Raw genomic sequence first — 19,615 nt, 5'->3', positions numbered from 1 at the left:
AAAAGATTTGCCCTTTCATCATAACAGAATAATCCAAAAGAACTATATTAAAATAGTGAAATATTAACCAAGAATTTCACGAAGAAAGTCTACTTCTTATTGCCAAACCTGCATAAAAAAACTCGGTCAAAGACCGAGTTCAGTACTCAACAAACATCATTTATTTACCTTATCTCTAATTGCGCTAACTACATTATCTAAATTTTCCTCAGGGATATTTCGAATTGTACGTTTTTTCCCTCCAAACATTCCTTTCATTCCTAAATACACGACTCCTAAATTCATTTGAGCAAGACCGAAAGGATTGGGAGTAACATCAAAATCGACATCTTTGATATCTTCATATTTCAATACTTCAGAATCCATCCCCCCAAACAAACCACCTTTTAATGACAACATAATCAAGTTTTTCTCTGCTACCACAATATAGCCAGTTTTTGTTAACTTAGGATCAGCGATATTAAAATTATATATTTTTTCATCTTTCTTCATAATTTTGTTTAACGCTTTAAAAGCATACTCAAAATATGTCCTTTCTGTTTTCGGCAACTCTGGTAAAATCCGTTCCATATCTTCAAGCGTTACTGGGTATTCCAATAGTAAATATTGTTGGTTCAACTTTCTAATTGCCATCTTAAACACAGCTCCTAATATTTGTTAATGAGTCCAATTGGTGTTTTGTATCCAATGATTTACTTAATCTTCCCATACCTCTTCCATAAGGCTTTCAATTTCTTTTCTCAACATTTCAGTTTCATTGGCTTGAACAACTACTTCATTATCTTGAATAAGTACAACATCCCCTGCCTTTGACTTGATTGGGAAGATTTTTTGGGAAACCCCTTAGTTTCCCCATCAATCTCAACGACAACTACGTCACCTTCAAAGCGGTCAATTACACCTTTCATACTGTCGTCACTTCCTTTCTGTTTTTATAGACATTTTTGTTCCATCGCTTGTTACTACTATGTTTCCTTTTTGGTCTGTACGATACACTGCAGATTTTATGGCTTTTAGTCTATTCAAGGTTTCAATCGTTGGATGCTTATACTGATTTTTTGGGCCAACGCTTTTGAATGAATAGGTAGGCTTGGCAATTTTCAAAAATTCAGCTGTGGTTGACTCTTTCGCTCCGTGATGCCCAACTTTTAACACATCAACTTTGCCAATTTGTTTCATTGCAAGCATATCTTTTTCTGCTTGAGTTTCAGCATCTGCCATGAACAAGAAATTGTTTTTACTGTAATTCACATGCAGAACAGCGCTACAATTATTGAGATCGCTTTTATTGTAATCTTTTACAGGTGCAACAAACTTAGCCTTAATGCTCTTATCTGACAAAGGAAGGTTGACACCTACCTTCGCTGTTTTGATAGTTAATTTCTTGTTTTTCACAACAAGTAGAAAGTCCTTATAAGCCTGAGTCGTATGAGAAACTTTAGGGGCAAAGACGTTTCAGTCCGCCCACATGATCAGCACCGGGGTGAGTTGAGATTAATACCTCTATATCATCCACTTTCAATTTCTTTAGGTAGGAAACTACCATATCACCTTTTCCTTTGTTTCCAGCGTCATTCAAGATATCGTCGCCATTTGGTGTTTTAATATAGGTTGCATCACCTTGATCAACATTAATAAAGTGAACTGACATGGGCATAGTTTTAGTTGCGGTAGCCATATAAACCGAAGTTGACAACATGCCTAAAATTATAAAATGAAGGGATTAATCAAAGCCAATTACAAGATATAAGAATTGCTATCCATAGACTGTATCTACTCTTAGCTGCAATAGATGCTATTTCAAACAAAAAAGGAAACGCTTTAAAAAGCATTCCCTTTTAATATCTTTAATTCACTATGTTAAAGAAAGTATTGGTAATAGTAAATAATTGGTTTTATCTAGAATACTAGAATACTCGATTAAATTCTCTTATACTACCATTTGTTTCATGTAACCATATTTCATTTGCTATGCTCTCCACAGTCGATATAAATTGATCAAATTCATTACATACAACTTCAGCAATACCTTTAGTAAAATCGTATTTCAACCAAAATAAACCTTCATGATTGACACCTTGGACTCTAGGAGGAATCTGAATTATGAAATCCTTACCATTTTGGGTAATTAATACACGCTGCAGTCTTTGTGCTTCTGAAAGAACAACCATATCATCTTCTCCACGAATCCCTAGGGACTGAATACTAACTACGTCATACCCGAGATTCCCAAAAATAGTTAATGCTTTTTTTGTAATATTTTCATCCAATAACAATCTCATCATTCATCTCCGTAATACGGTCTATTTAGGACATCAACAATAAACAACAAGCTTGATTTAATTTGCTCTGGAGACAAATCATAATCCTCACTGATTTCAGCAATGCTCATTTCTTCAGCAAGACAAGCTATTATTGTGGATATGGGAACTCTTGTGCCTTTAATGGATGGAAGTCCTCCTAAAACGTTGTGCTTTACACTTGTAACAGCGTGATCAATAACAACTGATTCCAGATAAGATTTACCATTGCTCATGTCTACCACCCGTTTCCGTGTTAACTGATAGTAACCATTATATGCAGAAGTCTCGTCCCTTAACCCTATGTGAATGCGATTTTCGTTATCTTCGAAGCTTTTGACATTAAAATTGGCATGTCCTTTCTGAAATTGCAGACTGAAATTCTCGGTAAGATCATTTTGAAAAGTGATTTGGGGTTCTTTATATTGCTTTCTCGTTTCATAACGAATTTGTGAAACCATACATTCTCCCCCCTTTAATTACCCTTTTCAAGATTTACTAAAACATTGTGAATTTCTGATAATGATTTCATAACATCTTCTAGTTCCTTTTTAGTTAGTTCAATAGAAATTCTTTTAGTATTTGCATCTTCATTGGTATCTGAACTATTAAGATAATAGCTTACTACAGCGGTATTACCAATAACTTTATAATCATCTTTTTTCCGTATTGATTGTACATCGCACTCAATACTTTCCAATAAATAGAGTTTACTAGAACAATGTAGGTTAATATACTGAACAAACTCTTGGTCTTGTAAGAAAATTTCTTTAACTATGTTTATATGATCAGAGTCAAACTCCGAACCTTCCAGTCCAAGAGCGACATTTTTAGCAATTTTGATAACTTCAAATACAACTTCAATAAACTCTTCTGTTGAAAAGGAAGAATCATAATGTTGTAATTCTTCTTCAAAGTTGATTAAGGAACTAAGACCTGCCCCATTCTTTTGCCATTTTACTTCTACTTTTCCTTCAGAATAAAAATCAAAGAAAACCTTAACGTATGAGACATACTTCTGAATGTCCATGTCATCACCTTCCAAAAAATTATTAAATAAAATCTAAACACATATCATATAAGTAAGGTTATGTTACCATTGTTTACAAGATCTGTCTATTTTACAATGAAGAATTATCCATTGATATTAAACGATTTTTGAATTAATTTCATATTCTGACTATTAGTTTCTAATATACTATACTAAGATGAAATCATTTTCCAAAAATAACAAAACAGAATATAAACAATATTAACACTATTTAGGGTTGGTGTTGTTTTGAATTTCAAGATATCTTTTAACACGATTTGTTATGAAGTTATTCATTATCAAAAAGATTTTGATATAGTTAAGCCTGTAGCTAGTAAGAACTAATACATAGAATCAATCTTATATTATGTAACCTTGATACAGAGAACTACTAGAATTTTGTTAAGGTGCAGGTATAACAATTGATGTAAACCAATCTCTTAATAAAAGCAATATTTTAATAGGTAAACCGTGCAACTGAAATTAGTGAACATTAATCGGATAGAAGAATGACTAGTGTCGTGTGCGTTTACCCACTCCGTTCCATTCCCCTATGTACGGGGCAAATAATGTGGGAATTCCCCCTCACCTAACGCTGAATGTGCACTGCTTACATGTTGTGACTGGGTTTCTACATTTTCTTACTATTTTTTAATTTGGGTTTTACAAGTAACAATGAACGTCTCCATTGTATAACTCTTAGTTCCACAGGCATCTTTTGTTATTAGCTTTGAGAGTGTTTTAATATTCTATTTGTGTAAAGTCACCCATTTAAAATTGTCTGAGAGTCCTAGTATAACTAACTTTCTTTACTATTGGACAAAACAAAAAAGACACATGCAATTAAGCAAGTGCCTTAGTTTTTGATTATTGATATTCAATTCCGAGTAGTACTGTACTCTTATTAGACACAAGATCACAATCTTTACCAAATGTAAAATCTACATCAGTCTTTGCAACATCTACCCAAGTTAATGTATCCATATAAGGATTATTCACAGTATGGTATCTAAGGTTGGTCTAATTAGTTTGACACCTCTACCCTTTGATGGAGCCACTCCTTCTTGGTTCTTTGAGCAATCAATTCTCGGTTACTTCAGCCTCAAAATTTCAATAATACTTCAGTTGAGATATCTATCTATACAGCTATCTAATTTATAACTCAAGGTTTCGGATTTTCTTTCTTCTTCTTTGCTGCTTTCTTCTTTTCTGTTGCTTTCTTCTTTGCTTCACGTTCTAGTCTTCTTTGTTTCTGTACATCTGTTTCATTGATGTCTTTCTTGATTTTTTTACCCAATTCCTCAAGTGATTTCAAGACTTCCAAACCTTCATTCTTAGTCCATGTCTCAAATCTAACTTCTGCACCTTTTTCATCTTTGTAATTGAACTTTAAATTTTGGAAACCACCAGCTGGACCAACAGTGAGAACAATGTCTTTTGCCTTTTTCAAACCTTTGTTCAACTTCCGTTTTCCTGCCAAGTATTTTTCATCAATGATTTCCAACCCACTCCAATTGACATCCAATTGTTTGAATTTAAAGTCAACCGTGATGAACATATCGTTGCCTCTACTGTAAGGACCAAAGACACCAATCGCATTCCCTTCTGTACCAATCACTAATTTTTCATGATACTTTGTCAAATCATCTGTAAGTTTCACCTTTAGAGGATACAGGTTCTTCTATCTCCTTTTGATTTTTAATATCATAATCCTTTGTTCTTCAACTAACCTGCACCGCTAGTTGAAGAAGAAAAAGAGCTTATAGTTCTCTGATGTATAATCCTGCATTGAATTTATATCCTATATTTTCAATGATACTGGTTAAGGTATCATTACTTAAGCTATGAAATGGTTTATTTAACAATAACCCGTTATTTGTAGCATACTCATACAATTCATGCTCTTTTGAATAAGGAAGATCAGTAAAATAAGTCGCCTCTAAAATAGATGTACTTTCATCTTTTAGTGGCTGAAAATCCCCCAATACTTCCAGCATCTTCTTAGCTTGCCATTTCTGATGGGCTTTTTCAAATTGCATCTTTACTACCAGTCGTTCTTCCTTTCGGTTATGAATGCAATTTTTTGGTTTTAAGACAACGATGTTTAAATCGTGTTGTGGGATTAAATCACTTCTCTTGACAATACTTTGTTTTGAGATGGTATTATAGTCCATTTTAATCCCTACAATTTGAAGGATTTCTTTAGTTGCACCAGGTCCCGATCCCTGATAGCCGCAACTGCCCCCCCTAGCCATGTTTCCCTCTTTGCTCCGTCATCCCGAAGGATAAAAGGATAGCTTCTCTTGTTGTCTTCTCTATTGTCGTTGATTACATAAACATCAGGCACGTTCTTATACTTAATTGGGATATCCTCTTCATGTTGATAGACTTCAAAGCTAGTGATATTCCCCATAAACTCAACATTTGCTTTGACCCATTCCACAGCAGAATGGGGTGTATCAGTCCCATGTTTACAAATACATCCAAACCTCTCCTTTTTTCCACTACTCCAACTTATGAAGAGTAGTGAAAAGTAGAACAAACAATAACGATGGAATTTTGTTATTGACGAGCCCACTAATTAACCTTCTCCGTGAGTTCAATATGTTCAACAAAAAAGCGTTAATCCTTCTTGGATCAACGCAGCCTTTAGCTATATGAAGGGTTATTAATTTCTTTCTTCTTTTTCCTCCTGTAGGGAAATCACCAAAAATTAAAAGGTAATCAATGCTATTACCAATAATGAAAATCGAACATTTTTTAGTGACCTAAAAGCAGAATTTAACCTCCAAAAATCACCTCGGAACTGAGGTCTTCTAGACAGCACTATTTGGTACCGTACAAAGATATAAGAAACCTCAGAGAAGTACTAATTAGAAAGAAATAATGCCCTCACTAAAACGGTAGGGGTGTCGGGTACTGGGTCACTTCGCTTCATCTCTGAGCAAAAGTATTGAAACGAGGTTTCTATGATGTGTGTCCTTGCATGACAATATAACTATTCATTTCCTACCTCCATTTTTCACCAGACTTCTATAATAGGAGTAGTAAAGTCTGGGTTATATTTGTTAATTAAATTAAATGTTTCATCTGGATCTCGAAGTATATGCTGTTTTTTGTGACACACTACACAAAGTGCTACTACATTTTCAATCGTATCTTTTCCACCCTCTGAAAGAAAATCAATATGATGGCATTCTAAATAGGGATTCCCTTTTTTATCATTGAATTGTGCTGGTTGTTCACATAAATCACAGAAACCATTTGCACGTCGTTTTGCGAATTCAGCAACATATGGATCACGTGTATAACTTGTTGTATAGGTACGTCGACGCCCATTATTTTTGGCCCGCATCGCTAACTCTTTCAGTTCTTCGAGTGAAATATTTCTTGTTTCCTTCTCTACTTTTTCTTCTTTTTCATTTTGTAGATTTTTTAGATCAGTTTCATTTATCACTATGCTTTTGTTAATAATTTGTAATGGAAACATCCATACCTTGCGATCAATTTTATCTTCACCTAATTGTCTTTCTTGATAAGGCTCATCTATCAATTTCACCTGACCTCGGAATGTGTACCCGATTTCATCTCTAAATTTTTCAAAAAGATATACTTTAATTCCATTTACATTTGAATCCCTTAAAGTTTTATTTTGTGCAAATTCAAGACTTTGATCTCCATTTTTGCCCATACCAGTGTAGTGTAAGACTTCAATTCCTTCGCTAGTAACTTCGATCCGATCATCATACATTTTTGTGTGGTCGGAAATAATGACTAATGAATTCGTCGTATGACTGCGTCTCATGCCACCCATATTACCTGCCTTGAAAATTGTAGCTATCTCATCATTTGAATAAACTTCTCCAATTATTAGGTCTTGAATCCCGCTTTGGCGACTATTCATCCAATACTCAACTGTACTAAGTTCATATCTTTTCGTTCTACCAATCTTTTCAAATGGCATACCTTCTTTTTCCATACGATGTAGTGTTGTTCGGGAAATACCTAATAGCTCTTGTACTTCTCCAGATGTTTTATATTCATTCATATATAATCGCCCTCCTTTTGTTTCAGTAAATGTTTCAAAAAGTTAAACTTAATATAACATTATGTTTCTTTAAATTGCAAATAAAAAAAGCATCTCTTAAAGAGATGCTCCTAAAAAATCACCAGAGACTATTTCTTTTGGACAACCTTCATTTCTTCTACTTGTAGCAGATTAATTACATGATCATTCTCAGTAACGATAAATTGACCACCATTAATTGATTGAGGTTCAGCCAAATTTAAATTAGTGTCTGTTTCAAAATGAATATTTGATCCATTCTTAAACATTATGTATACCGAAAATCTCTTCAATTGAACTCCCCCTTTCAGAATCAATTCGACTCCATATATGGGAATTCATTCATTAAAAATTAACATATTTATACTTTTTTTAGGCATAAAAAACCATTCCCAATAATAGGAATGGTTTTTTGTCATTATAGATTATCTTTCACATGCCCAATTATCTTTATCACGATCCATTTTTGATTGGTAGGCAGGATGTCCTTTTGCAACACCTCTAGGGTATTTCTTGCGTAATTCAGTACAGTTCTTAAAGATTTCGGTTTTTGCTGGAGTAGTGGGTTTAGGAGCAGGTTTTGTTATTACTGGTTTTGGTACAGTCACTACTTTTGGTGCACAACCACCATTTATTGCATTTGTACTTGACCAGATTCCTAGTTTTTTACCTTTGGCTACTTTTTCTACAGCTTGTAATTCTTCCAAATATTTAGTATTCGGTTTATAAATAGCTACTCGAGCTAGACCTTTTTCCAGTAATGTCTTGTTAAACATCACATCATTAATATAGATGTAAGCAAGAAGGCGACCATACTGGTCTCGAGTTTCGACTCCTAATTCAACTTTAACCTCTTTATTTAGTAAAGCTTTCTTTGTAAAAGCAGAAGCTTCAGCCCCAAATAATTGAACGCATGTTTGGGGTTTTTTCGTTTCTGGAGTGTCAATCAGTATGAAACGAACAGTTTCAGATTTTCCTTTATAATTTAATTTGATTGTGTCACCATCAACTACTTCAGTAACTTTCGACTTTACAGCTGTTGCTGGTGGCTTAGCTGATGCATGAACGATTGATGGTTCATTAAGCGAAGCAAGCGGTGATACTGAACCGAAGAATAAAGATACAGCTAGTAAAGATGCAGAAATTGGTTTGAAAAGTTTCGAATTAAACAAATAAATTCTCCTTTTAATATGGATTAGGTTGTTGTAGTAATAACATGATTGTTATACGAATAGCTTTTTCTTCTTTTTAAACTTGCCCCATTGCTATTAAGGCAACTTGTACTTCCTCAGATGCCCGATAAAAACCTAGAACAGTAATGCTTCATATCCTCCATCATATACATTACACTTTGACAATTTCCCTTTTCCCACTAATTTGCACATTAGTTTCTAAACCAATTCTTTTAAACCATTTCTTTTCAAAATCAAAGAATACATAGTTTAAGACATTCGGATTAGCTACACTTTTATATCTAATTCCTGATATGCCATGAAACTTTGCACATTGAGCTAAAAAATTCGGAAGAAAATATTCTTGTCCGTTCTTAGATGTTTTCTCAAAACTGCAGAATTGCACTAATGGGGAATCAGAACTAGCTAAATCTAATACTTTTAATGATTTCACTAATTTCCATTCGACAATATCATATCTCATATCATGATCAGTTGAAGCAACTTCCTTTAATGCTACATCTTTATCTTCACATGTATACAACTCACCTTGACCAATGGAGTTATATCTTCCATGTGAAGCAAATCCATAAGGAGCTTCGAACATTTGAATATATGTAAATGGAGCAGACTTTGGAGTACGTTCTCGTACCCGGAATAAGTTTAAATTTTCAATATCCACAAGGCTTACTTTGCTAATATCGCTCAGTATTTTCAATCCAATAGAGTGTGCTAAACCAAGTAATGGAAATTCTACAAGGTGATTATAGAAATCCCCTACTTCATCAATACTCAGAGTAGTTATTACATCGGTTATCGCCATTGCACTTGGTATACCTTTTATTGGAATAACTTCTTTTGTATCGTTTTTTTCAAGAACATGTTCTAATTTGTTACTTTCTTCATCAAAACTGTGACTTAGTTGATATTCACCACGTGATATTTTACTAAAAATGTAACTAGACTCTTTTACGGTATTTACTAATGACATTTCACCAACCAATGAATTAGAAAGAACCCATTGAGAACTAACTGCTGATCTCGTAAGATTACTTAAATCAAGTCCTTTGAATGCCGATGCTGATCCCGTAAGTTTACTTAAATCAAGTCCTTTGAATGCCGATGCTGATCCCGTAAGTTTACTGTAATCAAGTCCTTTGACACCAGTTGATATTCCCGTAAGTTTACTGTAATCAAGTCCTTTGAATGCCGATGCTGATCCCGTAAGTTTACTTGTATCAAGTCCTTTGACACCAGTTGATATTCCCGTAAGATTACTTAAATCAAGTCCTTTGAATGCCGATGCTGATCCCGTAAGTTTACTTGTATCAAGTCCTTTGACACCAGTTGATATTCCCGTAAGATTACTTAAATCAAGTCCTTTGAATGCCGATGCTGATCCCGTAAGTTTACTTGTATCAAGTCCTTTGACACCAGTTGATATTCCCGTAAGATTACTTAAATCAAGTCCTTTGAATGCCGATGCTGATCCCGTAAGTTTACTTGTATCATGTCCTTTGACACCAGTTGATATTCCCGTAAGATTACTTAAATCAAGTCCTTTGAATGCCGATGCTGATCCCGTAAGTTTACTTGTATCATGTCCTTTGACACCAGTTGATATTCCCGTAAGATTACTTAAATCAAGTCCTTTGAATGCCGATGCTGATCCCGTAAGTTTACTTGTATCATGTCCTTTGACACCAGTTGATATTCCAGTAAGATTACTTAAATCAAGTCCTTTGAATGCCGATGCTGATCCCGTAAGTTTACTTGTATCAAGTCCTTTGACACCAGTTGATATTCTCGTAAGATTACTTAAATCAAGTCCTTTGAATGCCGATGCTGATCCCGTAAGTTTACTTGTATCAAGTCCTTTGACACCAGTTGATATTCCCGTAAGATTACTTAAATCAAGTCCTTTGAATGCCGATGCTGATCCCGTAAGTTTACTTGTATCAAGTCCTTTGACATCAGTTGATATTCCCGTAAGATTACTTAAATCAAGTCCTTTGAATGCCGATGCTGATCCCGTAAGTTTACTTGTATCAAGTCCTTTGACATCAGTTGATATTCCCGTAAGATTACTTAAATCAAGTCCTTTGAATGCCGATGCTGATTCCGTAAGTTTACTTGTATCATGTCCTTTGACATCAGTTGATAATCCCGTAAGTTTCATTGTATCAAGTCCTTTGACACTCGTTGAAGGAGCTTTTTCATTATCCAATAGAGAAGCCTTCCTCTGAGTAAAAGCCTTTATAACTTCATTCTTATATCTTTTCTCATCTTCCAAAATACGCACCTCAATTCTATGTATTTAGGAAGAATTTGATAGTAAGTTCCACCTAAATAGCAAAAACCACTTCATTTGTTCTATTAACCCAATATATCATACCAAAATAATCCATATCAGAGTAGTCCTTGATTATGTTTACCTATTTCTTATTAAAACCAATATTTTATTAATATGAAATTACTTAAATTAAACAAACTTTCTCTGAAAATACTAATTTTTCTTTATTTCACTTCTTTTTAGTGGTAAAGTTTACAATTATTTTGACTATTTCTTGCAATTCATAGTTGGAATTTCTTACAGTATTTAAAGAGAAGGAGTTTAGAGTGCATGAACATAGTAAATGAATATCTTCTTTATGAGTCTAATGATCTAAAAGAAAAGTTTGAAAAGGCATCAAAACTAGGGAAAGGTACATCACAAGAAATAGCTGATTTTAGAGAAATTCATTTTCAAGCTCTTATAAAAAAATTTTTTCCAACGCCTTACAGAACAACAAAAGGAAAGATTATTGATTCATTTAATAAAACTTCAGCTTCCTTAGACTGTCTTGTATTAAATCCAATGCACCCTCATACCGAGGTGTTAGCTAAATTCGAATTAATATTTGCCGAAGGAGTAGATGTGGCTATTGAGGTAAAACCTAATATACAAGATACATCTGAACTCGTTCGAGGATTGAAACAAATAATAAGTGTTAAGAAACTTAAACGTTCAAGTTCTGCTTTATCAAACAAAGATGTAAGTGATTGCATGAAAGATTGGGCATCCACAATACCAACATTTTTGTATACCATGAAAGCAAAATCAGATATTAATAAGACAATTTATGAAATTCATGATTATTATGTGAAAAACAATACACCGTTAAAAGAACAATTTGATTTTATTGTTATACATGACAAAGGTATTTTATCAAACTACAAGTGTCCAGAATTAAATACTATTTCAAATAAAACAGTGAAAAATAGGACTGGATGGATTTTCGAACCATGGGAAGAATATACATTGGCAAAATTTATAGCATATTTGAATGTATTTAATTTTGGTCAACTTAAGACATCCCCATTTGTACTGCTTCCTTATCTAACCGACATAGAAGTTAAGGGCAAACTGATAAGAATTGATGCTGCTGATGATTTTTATAAATAATACGCCATGCAATAAATGGCCATGGTTCTAGTGATTTTTTCTTCTAATGAAAAAAGAAGTTGAACTCGGAAGAAGAGGGATCCCTGAATTTTTTGGAGGAAATACCAAAGTCTTCTTGATAAATAACATGTTTTGAGTTCAATTATCTCATTTCGTTCCTAACTACTCTACTTTTTATTAGTAAAGTAAAAAAGAAGAGAAGCAATGAATATTTCATTGCTTCTCTTCCTACAGACTAGACTTGGTGACCATTAATCGGATGGGAGTAATACTCGTGACGTGTGCCTATACCTACTAAGCCTCATTCCCCTTCGAACTGGGGCAAATTATGTAGGAATTACCCCCTCACCTGATGCCAAAGGTACAATACTTTCATGCTGTGTAAGGATTCTATAGTCTTTTGCTATTAAGAATGTGGGTTTTACTAACCAATAATAAACACCATTATATCCCCTTAGTTCCACTTGCATCTTTTGGTATTAGCTGTGAGAGTGTTTTAATTATTTATTTGTGTATAGTTACCCAGTTAAAGTTGGCTGAGAGTCCTAGTATAGACTGACTTTCACAATAATTGGACATAACAAAAGACACATGAGATTAAGCAAGTGCCATCAAATATCAATCCCCTTTTAGTTGTTCCCATGTATATCCATCACCGTTACTATAACTGATACCACTCTTAGATGGATACAATTCTAACTTTTCAGATTTATTCTGTAGAAGAACACTGATAATATCTCGTATATATGATCTTGTTGCTCTCTTACTCAAATCCTTTGTAATGACTTTTCTAACAGGGATAATATGTATTTTCTTGATGTTATCATGTCCAGATAATTTAGCTTTCACTTGGCTTCTTGGTCTTTCTGATTGACTTATGTCAATTGGATAGTGTCCTTTGACATCATCATGTCCATAGAGGATATAGACACATTCTAAGTCTTCGTCAATCTTATTCAAGTCAAACCCCTTAAAGAATCCTCTGGCATAATTATTCTTCGCAAGATTATCCTGCATGTTCTCAGTCCATTTGTTAATCTTCTCTTCTTCTATAAACTTGTCTGCCTTAAACTTTTCAAGCAGTTCATAATCCTTTTTGCTGACTAGAACCATCTCTTCTTGATTAATTGGAATCTCCACCTTTCTAAATCAAATCCTCTTCAGACATACAATTTCAATACTTAACTTTTAGTTCCTCGATCTTGACTCTTATTGCAATTTTTATCTTTCAATTCTTATTCTCAATTACTAATCTATTACATTACCGTAAACCTTCACGCTCTAATAACCGATAGAATGTTCCAGTACCTATCGATAATGCTTTACAGATGTATCTTACAGACTTACCTTCCTTATGCCACTCAACCGCCTGTGTTGCCTTCTCTGACTTCTTACCACCTTCTGTAACCTCTATCTTGCGTCCTTTAAACTTACCCTCTTTCTTTGCAATCTCGATACCATCACGTTGACGTTGTAATGTTAAACCACGTTCAAGTTGTGCTAAGCTGCCAAAGATATTGAGTAAGAACTCATTCATAGGGTTGTTACCTGAAGTATCCAACCATGACTCATTGAGTGACTTAAGAGATGCTCCCTTCTCTTGTATTTGTTCGACTATGGTTATCAAGTCTTTTACTGAACGAGATAAACGGGATATTTCATGAACAATGATTATATCTTCTTCTTGTATCTCCGATAGCATTCTCTGCAATTCTGGGCGATCTGTATTCTTACCACTAATTTTCTCTTCGTAAAACGACTCACATCCCGCTTCTTTAAGCGCTTTCCGTTGACGTGCAGTATTCTGTTTTTCAGATGAAACTCTTATGTATGCTATTTTCCTCATACAACATCCTCCGTTACTGTTTATCTGTCTAAATAGTAACTACTAATTCGATAACAGTCAAACGGTAACTAAACAACCATACGGAATCCCTTGGTACCATTGTATTTGTTATTTACTTCCAAACGTTACCGAATGACCACACTCTAACGATAACAACAAAGTGTTGTGAGGAAAACACGAAGAGGCAAAGGGAAGTATAGAGAATACTATGCCCCTTTCTTTGGGTTCATTGAATTCGGAGATTTATGAAAAGGAGCCGCTGGTCTGGTTCAGAATTGATCAATCGAGTGGAAATCCTATTTTATCGTCGGCTTCAATTTAAGAAAAAGGGAGCACCCAAATGTGAGACACTCCTGGCATTGTTACAAACTTTTTATTCATTTCAGTAATCCATTGAATAGTTTGGAACTGTACTATTGGATTTACTTCTCTTTGTTCCTAAGATATCTCAAATTCCAATCAATTAATTCTTCAGCAGGTTTTAAGATAGCTTTTCACGTGGGGCGGTATGATTAGGCATTAGGCTATTCCTAGGTATCCTTGGTACCTATCTCGTAGTTGATTGATGGTTGATCGGAAAAGTGACCTTACTCAACATAGTCAAGTAACCTTGATCACGTATTTGCTTATTAAATACCTTCCCTTTCAAAGAAAAACTTGAAGGAATTAATAAAGAATGGACAACTTCCCAATTACCATTTTTACATCCAATTAAGTGTATTACTTTTGTTTCAGCACTTCCTCCAATTGCTCAATAAATCTTTTTATTGCATCTTCATTGAGAGCATTTTTAATTAATATTTCAAATAACTCCTTATTTCTAAATATATTTCGTTCGAGCTTATGCAATAAATCATCAGAAAGTTCACCTTTTATCACATATTCATCGATTATACTTATAAGAGAACCGGGCAATTTTAGCATTTCCTCCGCTTGAAGAGATGCCTTCATATCAAAAAACTGTATTATTGAAGGATTTAAGAAAATAATAGGGGCACTGACTCCATTATTTTTAAACTTCACTTCTAGGTGCTTAACATCCGCATCACTAATTAAAACAGTATCATTTTTTGCAAATTCTAATGCTTCAATAACCTTTTTGGAGAATACTAATCCTCCAATAGTAATAATATTGACTTTTTCATAACCAAGCCTAATAGAAAAATTATAACGATCTGATAAGAATTTAATCATTTCTTCATCTCGTTTACCTTCTACATACAAGTCTAGTTCAGAAGTCTTCGTCCGTTCTGTTGAAATACTTTTATTCCGTTTTGCTCTATTGACCTTTTCACTGGCTGTTTTGTCTAAGTTTTCAAAAACGGAGGAAATTCCTGTTATTCTCCCCGCTCTCTTAAATAATGGGATCCATCCCTTAACATCTCCCCATACAACAGGTAATGTACAATTTGGAGTATTGTATGGAAATACCATAAGTGCCCCTATACCTTTGTACCCAAGTCCACTCTTATACGTAATTTTCCCGTACTCGATTATCTTCTCTTTTAATGCGTTTCTTTGGTCAAACTTAATACCTTCATAAAACGGAGAATCGAAAGAAGTAATGGTATCAAGTTCTGTATATTCATATGCAGCAAATGAACTAACACCCACTTCTTCATTTATTCTGTCTAATCCTTTCCTCATACCACATACCGATAAAAGAAAGACCTTTATTTCTGGATTTATTATTATTAACGATTCTCTCAGCCTATTTATTTCTTTAACTGCAGTATCTCCACTAGCTACTACATCATCAACTAAAACGATATTTTGAATTTCTTTGTTCTTTATCTGCTCTATATGGGATTCATGAATGAAGTTGGTTTCGGATATACCATTTAAAATCCTGAAGTGATAGCTTATCATCGAACCACTTTTAGCTGCGTTGCCAAGCCCGGCATATACAGTATTTCTCTGAGTAATGTGAGAACCTTCCTTAATAGCTACTCTATTCAGCTTACTAAAGGCAATTTTTACAGCTTCATTGACATCGTCAAAACCCAATACATTTAAGTTTCTAATTATTCTTAAAGCTATTTCATAGTCCTCTATATCAAACTGCAAAACCCAATTTAAGACTTCTTCACAAGTGATGTTCATTGGCCAATTTGATACAATTTCTTTAATTTCTTCTAAATTATCCTGTATTAAGGTTGAATACTTCATTAGATTCCTCCAGTTTGTATATGAGTAAAACTTTTCTGATTGAACAGGTAATTATAACATCTGATTATCTTCAAAACACCTCTATATTCCATTTAATACAATAGATAGAGAATTGCAATAGGAGAGGTAGCTAAAATCAAATCTTTATTCACTTTTGCCTCATATCAAAAGGTCAATCGTAAAAATGATATGTTTGATAAACAAACTCGATACTTTTGGGACTACTCGAACCCTTTTTCACAGTTTCACAAAATGTGTTGCAGAAAGTGTACTTTTTGAAGCACATTGCTTTTAAAATTAACTTGTATAGCTCTACAAATCAAGTTACCTACTTTCTGGTCACTTCACTTTTGCAAATAAACCATTTATTTGGATATTCTAATAAAGTACAGTTTATCGTGAAGGAATCGAAGGAAGTTGGTGGGGGTTGTGGTAAAAGGAAAATGGTCAATACATGAAGTTGAATATTTAATTAATAATATAGGCATAAACAGCTATCTAGAAATTTCTAATACCCTTAACAGAAGTATCGACAGTATTCAGAAGAAAAGCATTTCAATGGGATTATCAAGAACTATCAGAAAGGAAAAATGGTCAGAGGAAGAAGTAGTTAAGTTAAAAGAATACTATGGCATTACAACGGTTGTAGAGATTTCCAAAATGTTAGGTAGAACTACAGATAGTATAGCGGGAAAAGCTAAACAGCTTAAGCTGAAAGGTTATATTAAGAACGCTTGGAGTGAAAATGATATTGAGTTTTTAATAAGCAACTTTGGAACTAAAACACTATCTGAATTAGCCTTCACACTTGGGAGAACTGAAAACTCGATTCAATTAAAGGCAAATAGAATTGGGTTAAAGCTGCCTGAAAAATATAACTACAACAAAGACTATTTCAAGTTAATCGATTGCGAAGAGAAGGCATATTGGCTGGGATTTATATATGCTGACGGGTATGTTTCAGTTAACGAGGATGCTAGAAATCATGAATTTGGAATAGAGATTAAATCTGCTGATTACGAGCATCTCAATAAACTCAATCTAGTCCTAAACGGGAATATAAATCTTTCCTATAGAACAAGGCAACTCCAGTTTAAAAATTATACAAGTGTAGTAAATGTATGCTCATTGAGGATCTATTCCAAACAATTTGTATTCAACTTAATCGACAAAGGTGTGGTTCCGAATAAGACTTCTGTTCTCGAGTTCCCAAAATTTCTTCCCAAGCAGTTGATGAGACACTTTATTCGTGGATATATTGAAGGAGATGGGTATATAAGATTTAGAAAGCGAATAACAGGAAATGGTTACGGTTATGAGACCAGACTTGGATATGTTTGTCATTCAAAGCAATATGCAATTGAACTTAAAGTATTCTTGGAAAGAGAGCTTGATTTAGAGAATGAACTGACTTTTTACAAGGACGGAAACAGTTTTAGTTGCGATACAGCCAATCAAAAACAATTGCTTTCTATTATAGATTACTTGTATAAGGATTCAACAATATATCTAGATAGAAAATACATCACTTATCAAGAGCTAAATCATTATCTTCTTAATAGGTTGGCTTATCGCAAGAAATGATACTTTTTCTAAAAGCCAGTATGTAATCGAACATGATTTCTCCACTATTTCTCTTACTGAAAATCTGTTAATTGAAGAAGATTTATTGTATTGATTTATCCAAACTTTGCAAAAAAAGCCCCTGATGAGTTAGGGGCTTACAAGATTTAATCTAGCATCAAAAGAGGCATCCTAATTGGATCCTTCTTTAAATTATTACTCGAATGGTTAAACTCGCACTTTAATTTTGAAGTATAGTTTATCAAGCTAAACCTAATCCAGCCAGCCAGTTCTTATCTGTTGGCTTTTCTTCTTCTGATATGTGACGGTAGTAATCCTTTTCAAGTAGATCGTTCCCAATGTTGTCTTTTTGCATTTCCTTTTGATTTCTTTTACGTTCTAATAACAATTCCTTATAATCAATAGAAAAATTAGGTTCTTTATCTAACTTTGCATTAGCCTTCCTTTGAGCTTCTCCTTGAGCCTTACGATGATGTGCTTTTGCGATGATATTATTCGAAAAATAACCCGCCCATTGATTTTCTGGCATACTATTACTGCATATTAATTTTAGATCCTTAATCACTATCACTGTACCCTCTACTCCACAGATTTCCCTTGCCTCATTCAACTTTGCAATAGTCCCCTTATGAAAGGCTAAACCAGCATTAGTAAAGAATTCTAGAGCAGACTGGATAGACGGATCTACATTATTGATTACTTCTTTTTGATTCGGAGCTTTGATAGATGCCTGGGATATTCTCTCGGGGGCAATTGCATCTTTCTTCTTTTGTTCCTTAAAGAATCGACCTTTTTTTCTGACCTCAGAACAAGCCTCAAGTACATCTTCTTGATCACTCCAGCGAGAATATATATTTAAAGACTTTTCCTTAACAGATACTGTTTTGTAATAGATTAGTTCCAAATCAAGCAGAATCTGATTATATTTCATTACGGTTTTTCTATTAATTCCAATAGCATCAGATATTTGATCTATAGTCGGATAACTAATTTTTTTAACTTTACCACTCTCATCAACCATGCCAATAATAAACAAATACTGATGAAGTAAAACTGCCTTCGATTCTGGTATGTCCAAAGACATTATGTTATTGAAATCTTCTATAAATAGCTTTACAAAATGGCTATTAACCTCTGGTACTTTCATATAATAATGTTGTGAACTCTTTATATTTTCTCTAATTTCAAGTTTTGACAATCTAAAATCAGTATAGAGTTTGACTCCTAATCCCATTGTTAAATTAGTTAATGCAAGTTTTATTTTTTTCATGTTTTCCGTTCTATTGAAAAGGTCAAGCATTTCCAACATTTTTGGCATGTACACAGTTGCAATCCCATCTACTAGAGATTCTTTTCCAATTACAGAATAAATATATGTTTCAGTTGATCCAAAGCTGAAGATACTCTTTGGTACTTTTACGAAATTTTTGATTTCCAATTTAAATAGCCACACTTTCATTAATGTTTTTTGTCATTAATGAATGCCCTTAGACTTTCGGTTAATTTCCCCCATTAACCTTTTCCAAACAGAAGTAGAACTAACTTGAACAATGTCAAAGTTTAGCCGTACAAACAAGCGCTAGCGAACAAACAACAGCTCGCCTGCGAGCGTCTCCCCTCTTATTATTTGTTTCTTTCTTATTCTTTGTTTCTCTCTTATTAGAGTACCGATCCATGTACGTATTTCTACATTAAAATCGAGAAACAATAATTTATCAGTATTATTTTCTACACACTTTTACTCCTCCTTTGAAATTGATGTAGGTATTTATACAATCAATATATTCAATACAAGCAACTTAAATAGTAGGCAAACCTTATTATATCAAGTACGAATTTAAGAAATTAGGGCTTTAACTGTCATAAAAAAGCTGCCCTTTCTGACCATTTAACATGAAAAACACGTCAAGTACTTTTTTTGAAATAAAGATGATTTTTTTATTTAGAATGTATTCTTCTTCGATGATTCGCTAATGTTTTACTAGGAAATGTACGTTTTCAAT

18 protein-coding genes are annotated in these 19,615 nt (G+C 33.8%); 2 read left to right on the top strand and 16 right to left on the bottom strand.

Features of this window, described 5'->3' with window-relative positions; translation table 11 throughout:
• Nucleotides 1-156: 156 nt before the first annotated feature.
• The 12 genes from MHH33_RS07040 to MHH33_RS06985 all read right to left on the bottom strand — a co-directional run bounded on the left by MHH33_RS07040 (nt 157) and on the right by MHH33_RS06985 (nt 10,795).
• A complete protein-coding gene (locus tag MHH33_RS07040; RefSeq protein WP_342543329.1) occupies nt 157-633 on the bottom strand; it encodes a PH domain-containing protein in 477 nt (158 codons plus the stop codon).
• Between the two features lie 282 nt (nt 634-915).
• Nucleotides 916-1,395, bottom strand: a complete 480-nt coding sequence (locus MHH33_RS07035; protein WP_342543328.1) for a hypothetical protein — start codon at nt 1,393-1,395, stop codon at nt 916-918.
• Between the two features lie 43 nt (nt 1,396-1,438).
• Entirely contained in the window at nt 1,439-1,651 is a 213-nt protein-coding gene (locus MHH33_RS07030; protein WP_342543327.1) for an MBL fold metallo-hydrolase, read from the bottom strand.
• A gap of 256 nt (nt 1,652-1,907) precedes the next feature.
• Nucleotides 1,908-2,270: a DUF5615 family PIN-like protein gene (locus tag MHH33_RS07025; protein WP_342543326.1), complete on the bottom strand. Its 363-nt coding sequence runs from the start codon at nt 2,268-2,270 to the stop codon at nt 1,908-1,910.
• Nucleotides 2,271-2,281: 11 nt separating this feature from the next.
• Nucleotides 2,282-2,761: a DUF433 domain-containing protein gene (locus tag MHH33_RS07020; protein ID WP_342543325.1), complete on the bottom strand. Its 480-nt coding sequence runs from the start codon at nt 2,759-2,761 to the stop codon at nt 2,282-2,284.
• Nucleotides 2,762-2,775: 14 nt separating this feature from the next.
• The gene (locus MHH33_RS07015) at nt 2,776-3,330 is read right to left on the bottom strand and encodes a hypothetical protein (protein ID WP_342543324.1); all 555 of its coding nucleotides are present in this window, start codon (nt 3,328-3,330) and stop codon (nt 2,776-2,778) included.
• Nucleotides 3,331-4,492: 1,162 nt separating this feature from the next.
• Nucleotides 4,493-4,972, bottom strand: a complete 480-nt coding sequence (locus tag MHH33_RS07010) for a hypothetical protein (RefSeq protein WP_342543323.1) — start codon at nt 4,970-4,972, stop codon at nt 4,493-4,495.
• 118 nt (nt 4,973-5,090) lie between these two features.
• Nucleotides 5,091-5,585 carry a hypothetical protein gene (locus MHH33_RS07005; protein ID WP_342543322.1) on the bottom strand — a complete coding sequence of 165 codons (495 nt, stop codon included), beginning with the start codon at nt 5,583-5,585 and terminating at the stop codon, nt 5,091-5,093.
• Nucleotides 5,586-6,352: 767 nt separating this feature from the next.
• Entirely contained in the window at nt 6,353-7,378 is a 1,026-nt protein-coding gene (locus MHH33_RS07000) for an HNH endonuclease (protein ID WP_342543321.1), read from the bottom strand.
• 128 nt (nt 7,379-7,506) lie between these two features.
• Nucleotides 7,507-7,665, bottom strand: a complete 159-nt coding sequence (locus MHH33_RS06995; protein WP_342543320.1) for a hypothetical protein — start codon at nt 7,663-7,665, stop codon at nt 7,507-7,509.
• Nucleotides 7,666-7,821: 156 nt separating this feature from the next.
• On the bottom strand, nt 7,822-8,568 hold the full coding sequence (locus tag MHH33_RS06990) for a thermonuclease family protein (protein ID WP_342543319.1): 747 nt from the start codon (nt 8,566-8,568) through the stop codon (nt 7,822-7,824).
• Between the two features lie 172 nt (nt 8,569-8,740).
• Nucleotides 8,741-10,795 (bottom strand): RES family NAD+ phosphorylase, encoded by a 2,055-nt coding sequence (locus MHH33_RS06985; protein WP_342543318.1) that lies wholly within the window; start codon nt 10,793-10,795, stop codon nt 8,741-8,743.
• A 396-nt stretch (nt 10,796-11,191) separates the two neighbouring features.
• On the opposite strand from MHH33_RS06985, the gene MHH33_RS06980 reads away from it, so the two are divergent.
• Complete coding sequence (locus MHH33_RS06980) at nt 11,192-12,013, top strand: DUF6602 domain-containing protein (RefSeq protein ID WP_342543317.1); 822 nt, start codon at nt 11,192-11,194, stop codon at nt 12,011-12,013.
• Between the two features lie 618 nt (nt 12,014-12,631).
• Here MHH33_RS06980 and MHH33_RS06975 read toward each other — a convergent pair.
• The 3 genes from MHH33_RS06975 to MHH33_RS06965 all read right to left on the bottom strand — a co-directional run bounded on the left by MHH33_RS06975 (nt 12,632) and on the right by MHH33_RS06965 (nt 16,028).
• A complete protein-coding gene (locus MHH33_RS06975; protein ID WP_342543316.1) occupies nt 12,632-13,153 on the bottom strand; it encodes a hypothetical protein in 522 nt (173 codons plus the stop codon).
• Nucleotides 13,154-13,274: 121 nt separating this feature from the next.
• Entirely contained in the window at nt 13,275-13,859 is a 585-nt protein-coding gene (locus MHH33_RS06970; RefSeq protein ID WP_342543315.1) for a recombinase family protein, read from the bottom strand.
• Between the two features lie 720 nt (nt 13,860-14,579).
• Complete coding sequence (locus tag MHH33_RS06965; protein ID WP_342543314.1) at nt 14,580-16,028, bottom strand: hypothetical protein; 1,449 nt, start codon at nt 16,026-16,028, stop codon at nt 14,580-14,582.
• Nucleotides 16,029-16,457: 429 nt separating this feature from the next.
• Here MHH33_RS06965 and MHH33_RS06960 point away from each other — a divergent pair, with 429 nt between their 5' ends.
• Nucleotides 16,458-17,612 carry an LAGLIDADG family homing endonuclease gene (locus tag MHH33_RS06960; protein WP_342543313.1) on the top strand — a complete coding sequence of 385 codons (1,155 nt, stop codon included), beginning with the start codon at nt 16,458-16,460 and terminating at the stop codon, nt 17,610-17,612.
• A gap of 241 nt (nt 17,613-17,853) precedes the next feature.
• Here the strand turns inward: MHH33_RS06960 and MHH33_RS06955 are convergent, their stop codons facing one another.
• Nucleotides 17,854-19,071 carry a hypothetical protein gene (locus tag MHH33_RS06955; protein WP_342543312.1) on the bottom strand — a complete coding sequence of 406 codons (1,218 nt, stop codon included), beginning with the start codon at nt 19,069-19,071 and terminating at the stop codon, nt 17,854-17,856.
• Between the last annotated feature and the right edge of the window lie 544 nt (nt 19,072-19,615).

It is taken from the genome of Paenisporosarcina sp. FSL H8-0542 (assembly GCF_038632915.1).
Classification (GTDB): domain Bacteria; phylum Bacillota; class Bacilli; order Bacillales_A; family Planococcaceae; genus Paenisporosarcina.
Note: the sequence above shows the minus strand (reverse complement) of the source record. Positions and strands in the feature narration are given on the sequence as shown.

What these genes read in the sequence shown, in the direction of transcription:
- MHH33_RS07040 (WP_342543329.1), bottom strand. Translation starts at nt 633, where the DNA reads ATGGCAATTAGAAAGTTGAACCAACAATATTTACTATTGGAATACCCA.
- MHH33_RS07030 (WP_342543327.1), bottom strand. Translation starts at nt 1,651, where the DNA reads ATGTCAGTTCACTTTATTAATGTTGATCAAGGTGATGCAACCTATATT.
- MHH33_RS07020 (WP_342543325.1), bottom strand. Translation starts at nt 2,761, where the DNA reads ATGGTTTCACAAATTCGTTATGAAACGAGAAAGCAATATAAAGAACCC.
- MHH33_RS07015 (WP_342543324.1), bottom strand. Translation starts at nt 3,330, where the DNA reads ATGGACATTCAGAAGTATGTCTCATACGTTAAGGTTTTCTTTGATTTT.
- MHH33_RS07005 (WP_342543322.1), bottom strand. Translation starts at nt 5,585, where the DNA reads ATGGCTAGGGGGGGCAGTTGCGGCTATCAGGGATCGGGACCTGGTGCA.
- MHH33_RS07000 (WP_342543321.1), bottom strand. Translation starts at nt 7,378, where the DNA reads ATGAATGAATATAAAACATCTGGAGAAGTACAAGAGCTATTAGGTATT.
- MHH33_RS06995 (WP_342543320.1), bottom strand. Translation starts at nt 7,665, where the DNA reads ATGTTTAAGAATGGATCAAATATTCATTTTGAAACAGACACTAATTTA.
- MHH33_RS06980 (WP_342543317.1), top strand. Translation starts at nt 11,192, where the DNA reads ATGAACATAGTAAATGAATATCTTCTTTATGAGTCTAATGATCTAAAA.
- MHH33_RS06970 (WP_342543315.1), bottom strand. Translation starts at nt 13,859, where the DNA reads ATGAGGAAAATAGCATACATAAGAGTTTCATCTGAAAAACAGAATACT.
- MHH33_RS06965 (WP_342543314.1), bottom strand. Translation starts at nt 16,028, where the DNA reads ATGAAGTATTCAACCTTAATACAGGATAATTTAGAAGAAATTAAAGAA.
- MHH33_RS06955 (WP_342543312.1), bottom strand. Translation starts at nt 19,071, where the DNA reads ATGAAAGTGTGGCTATTTAAATTGGAAATCAAAAATTTCGTAAAAGTA.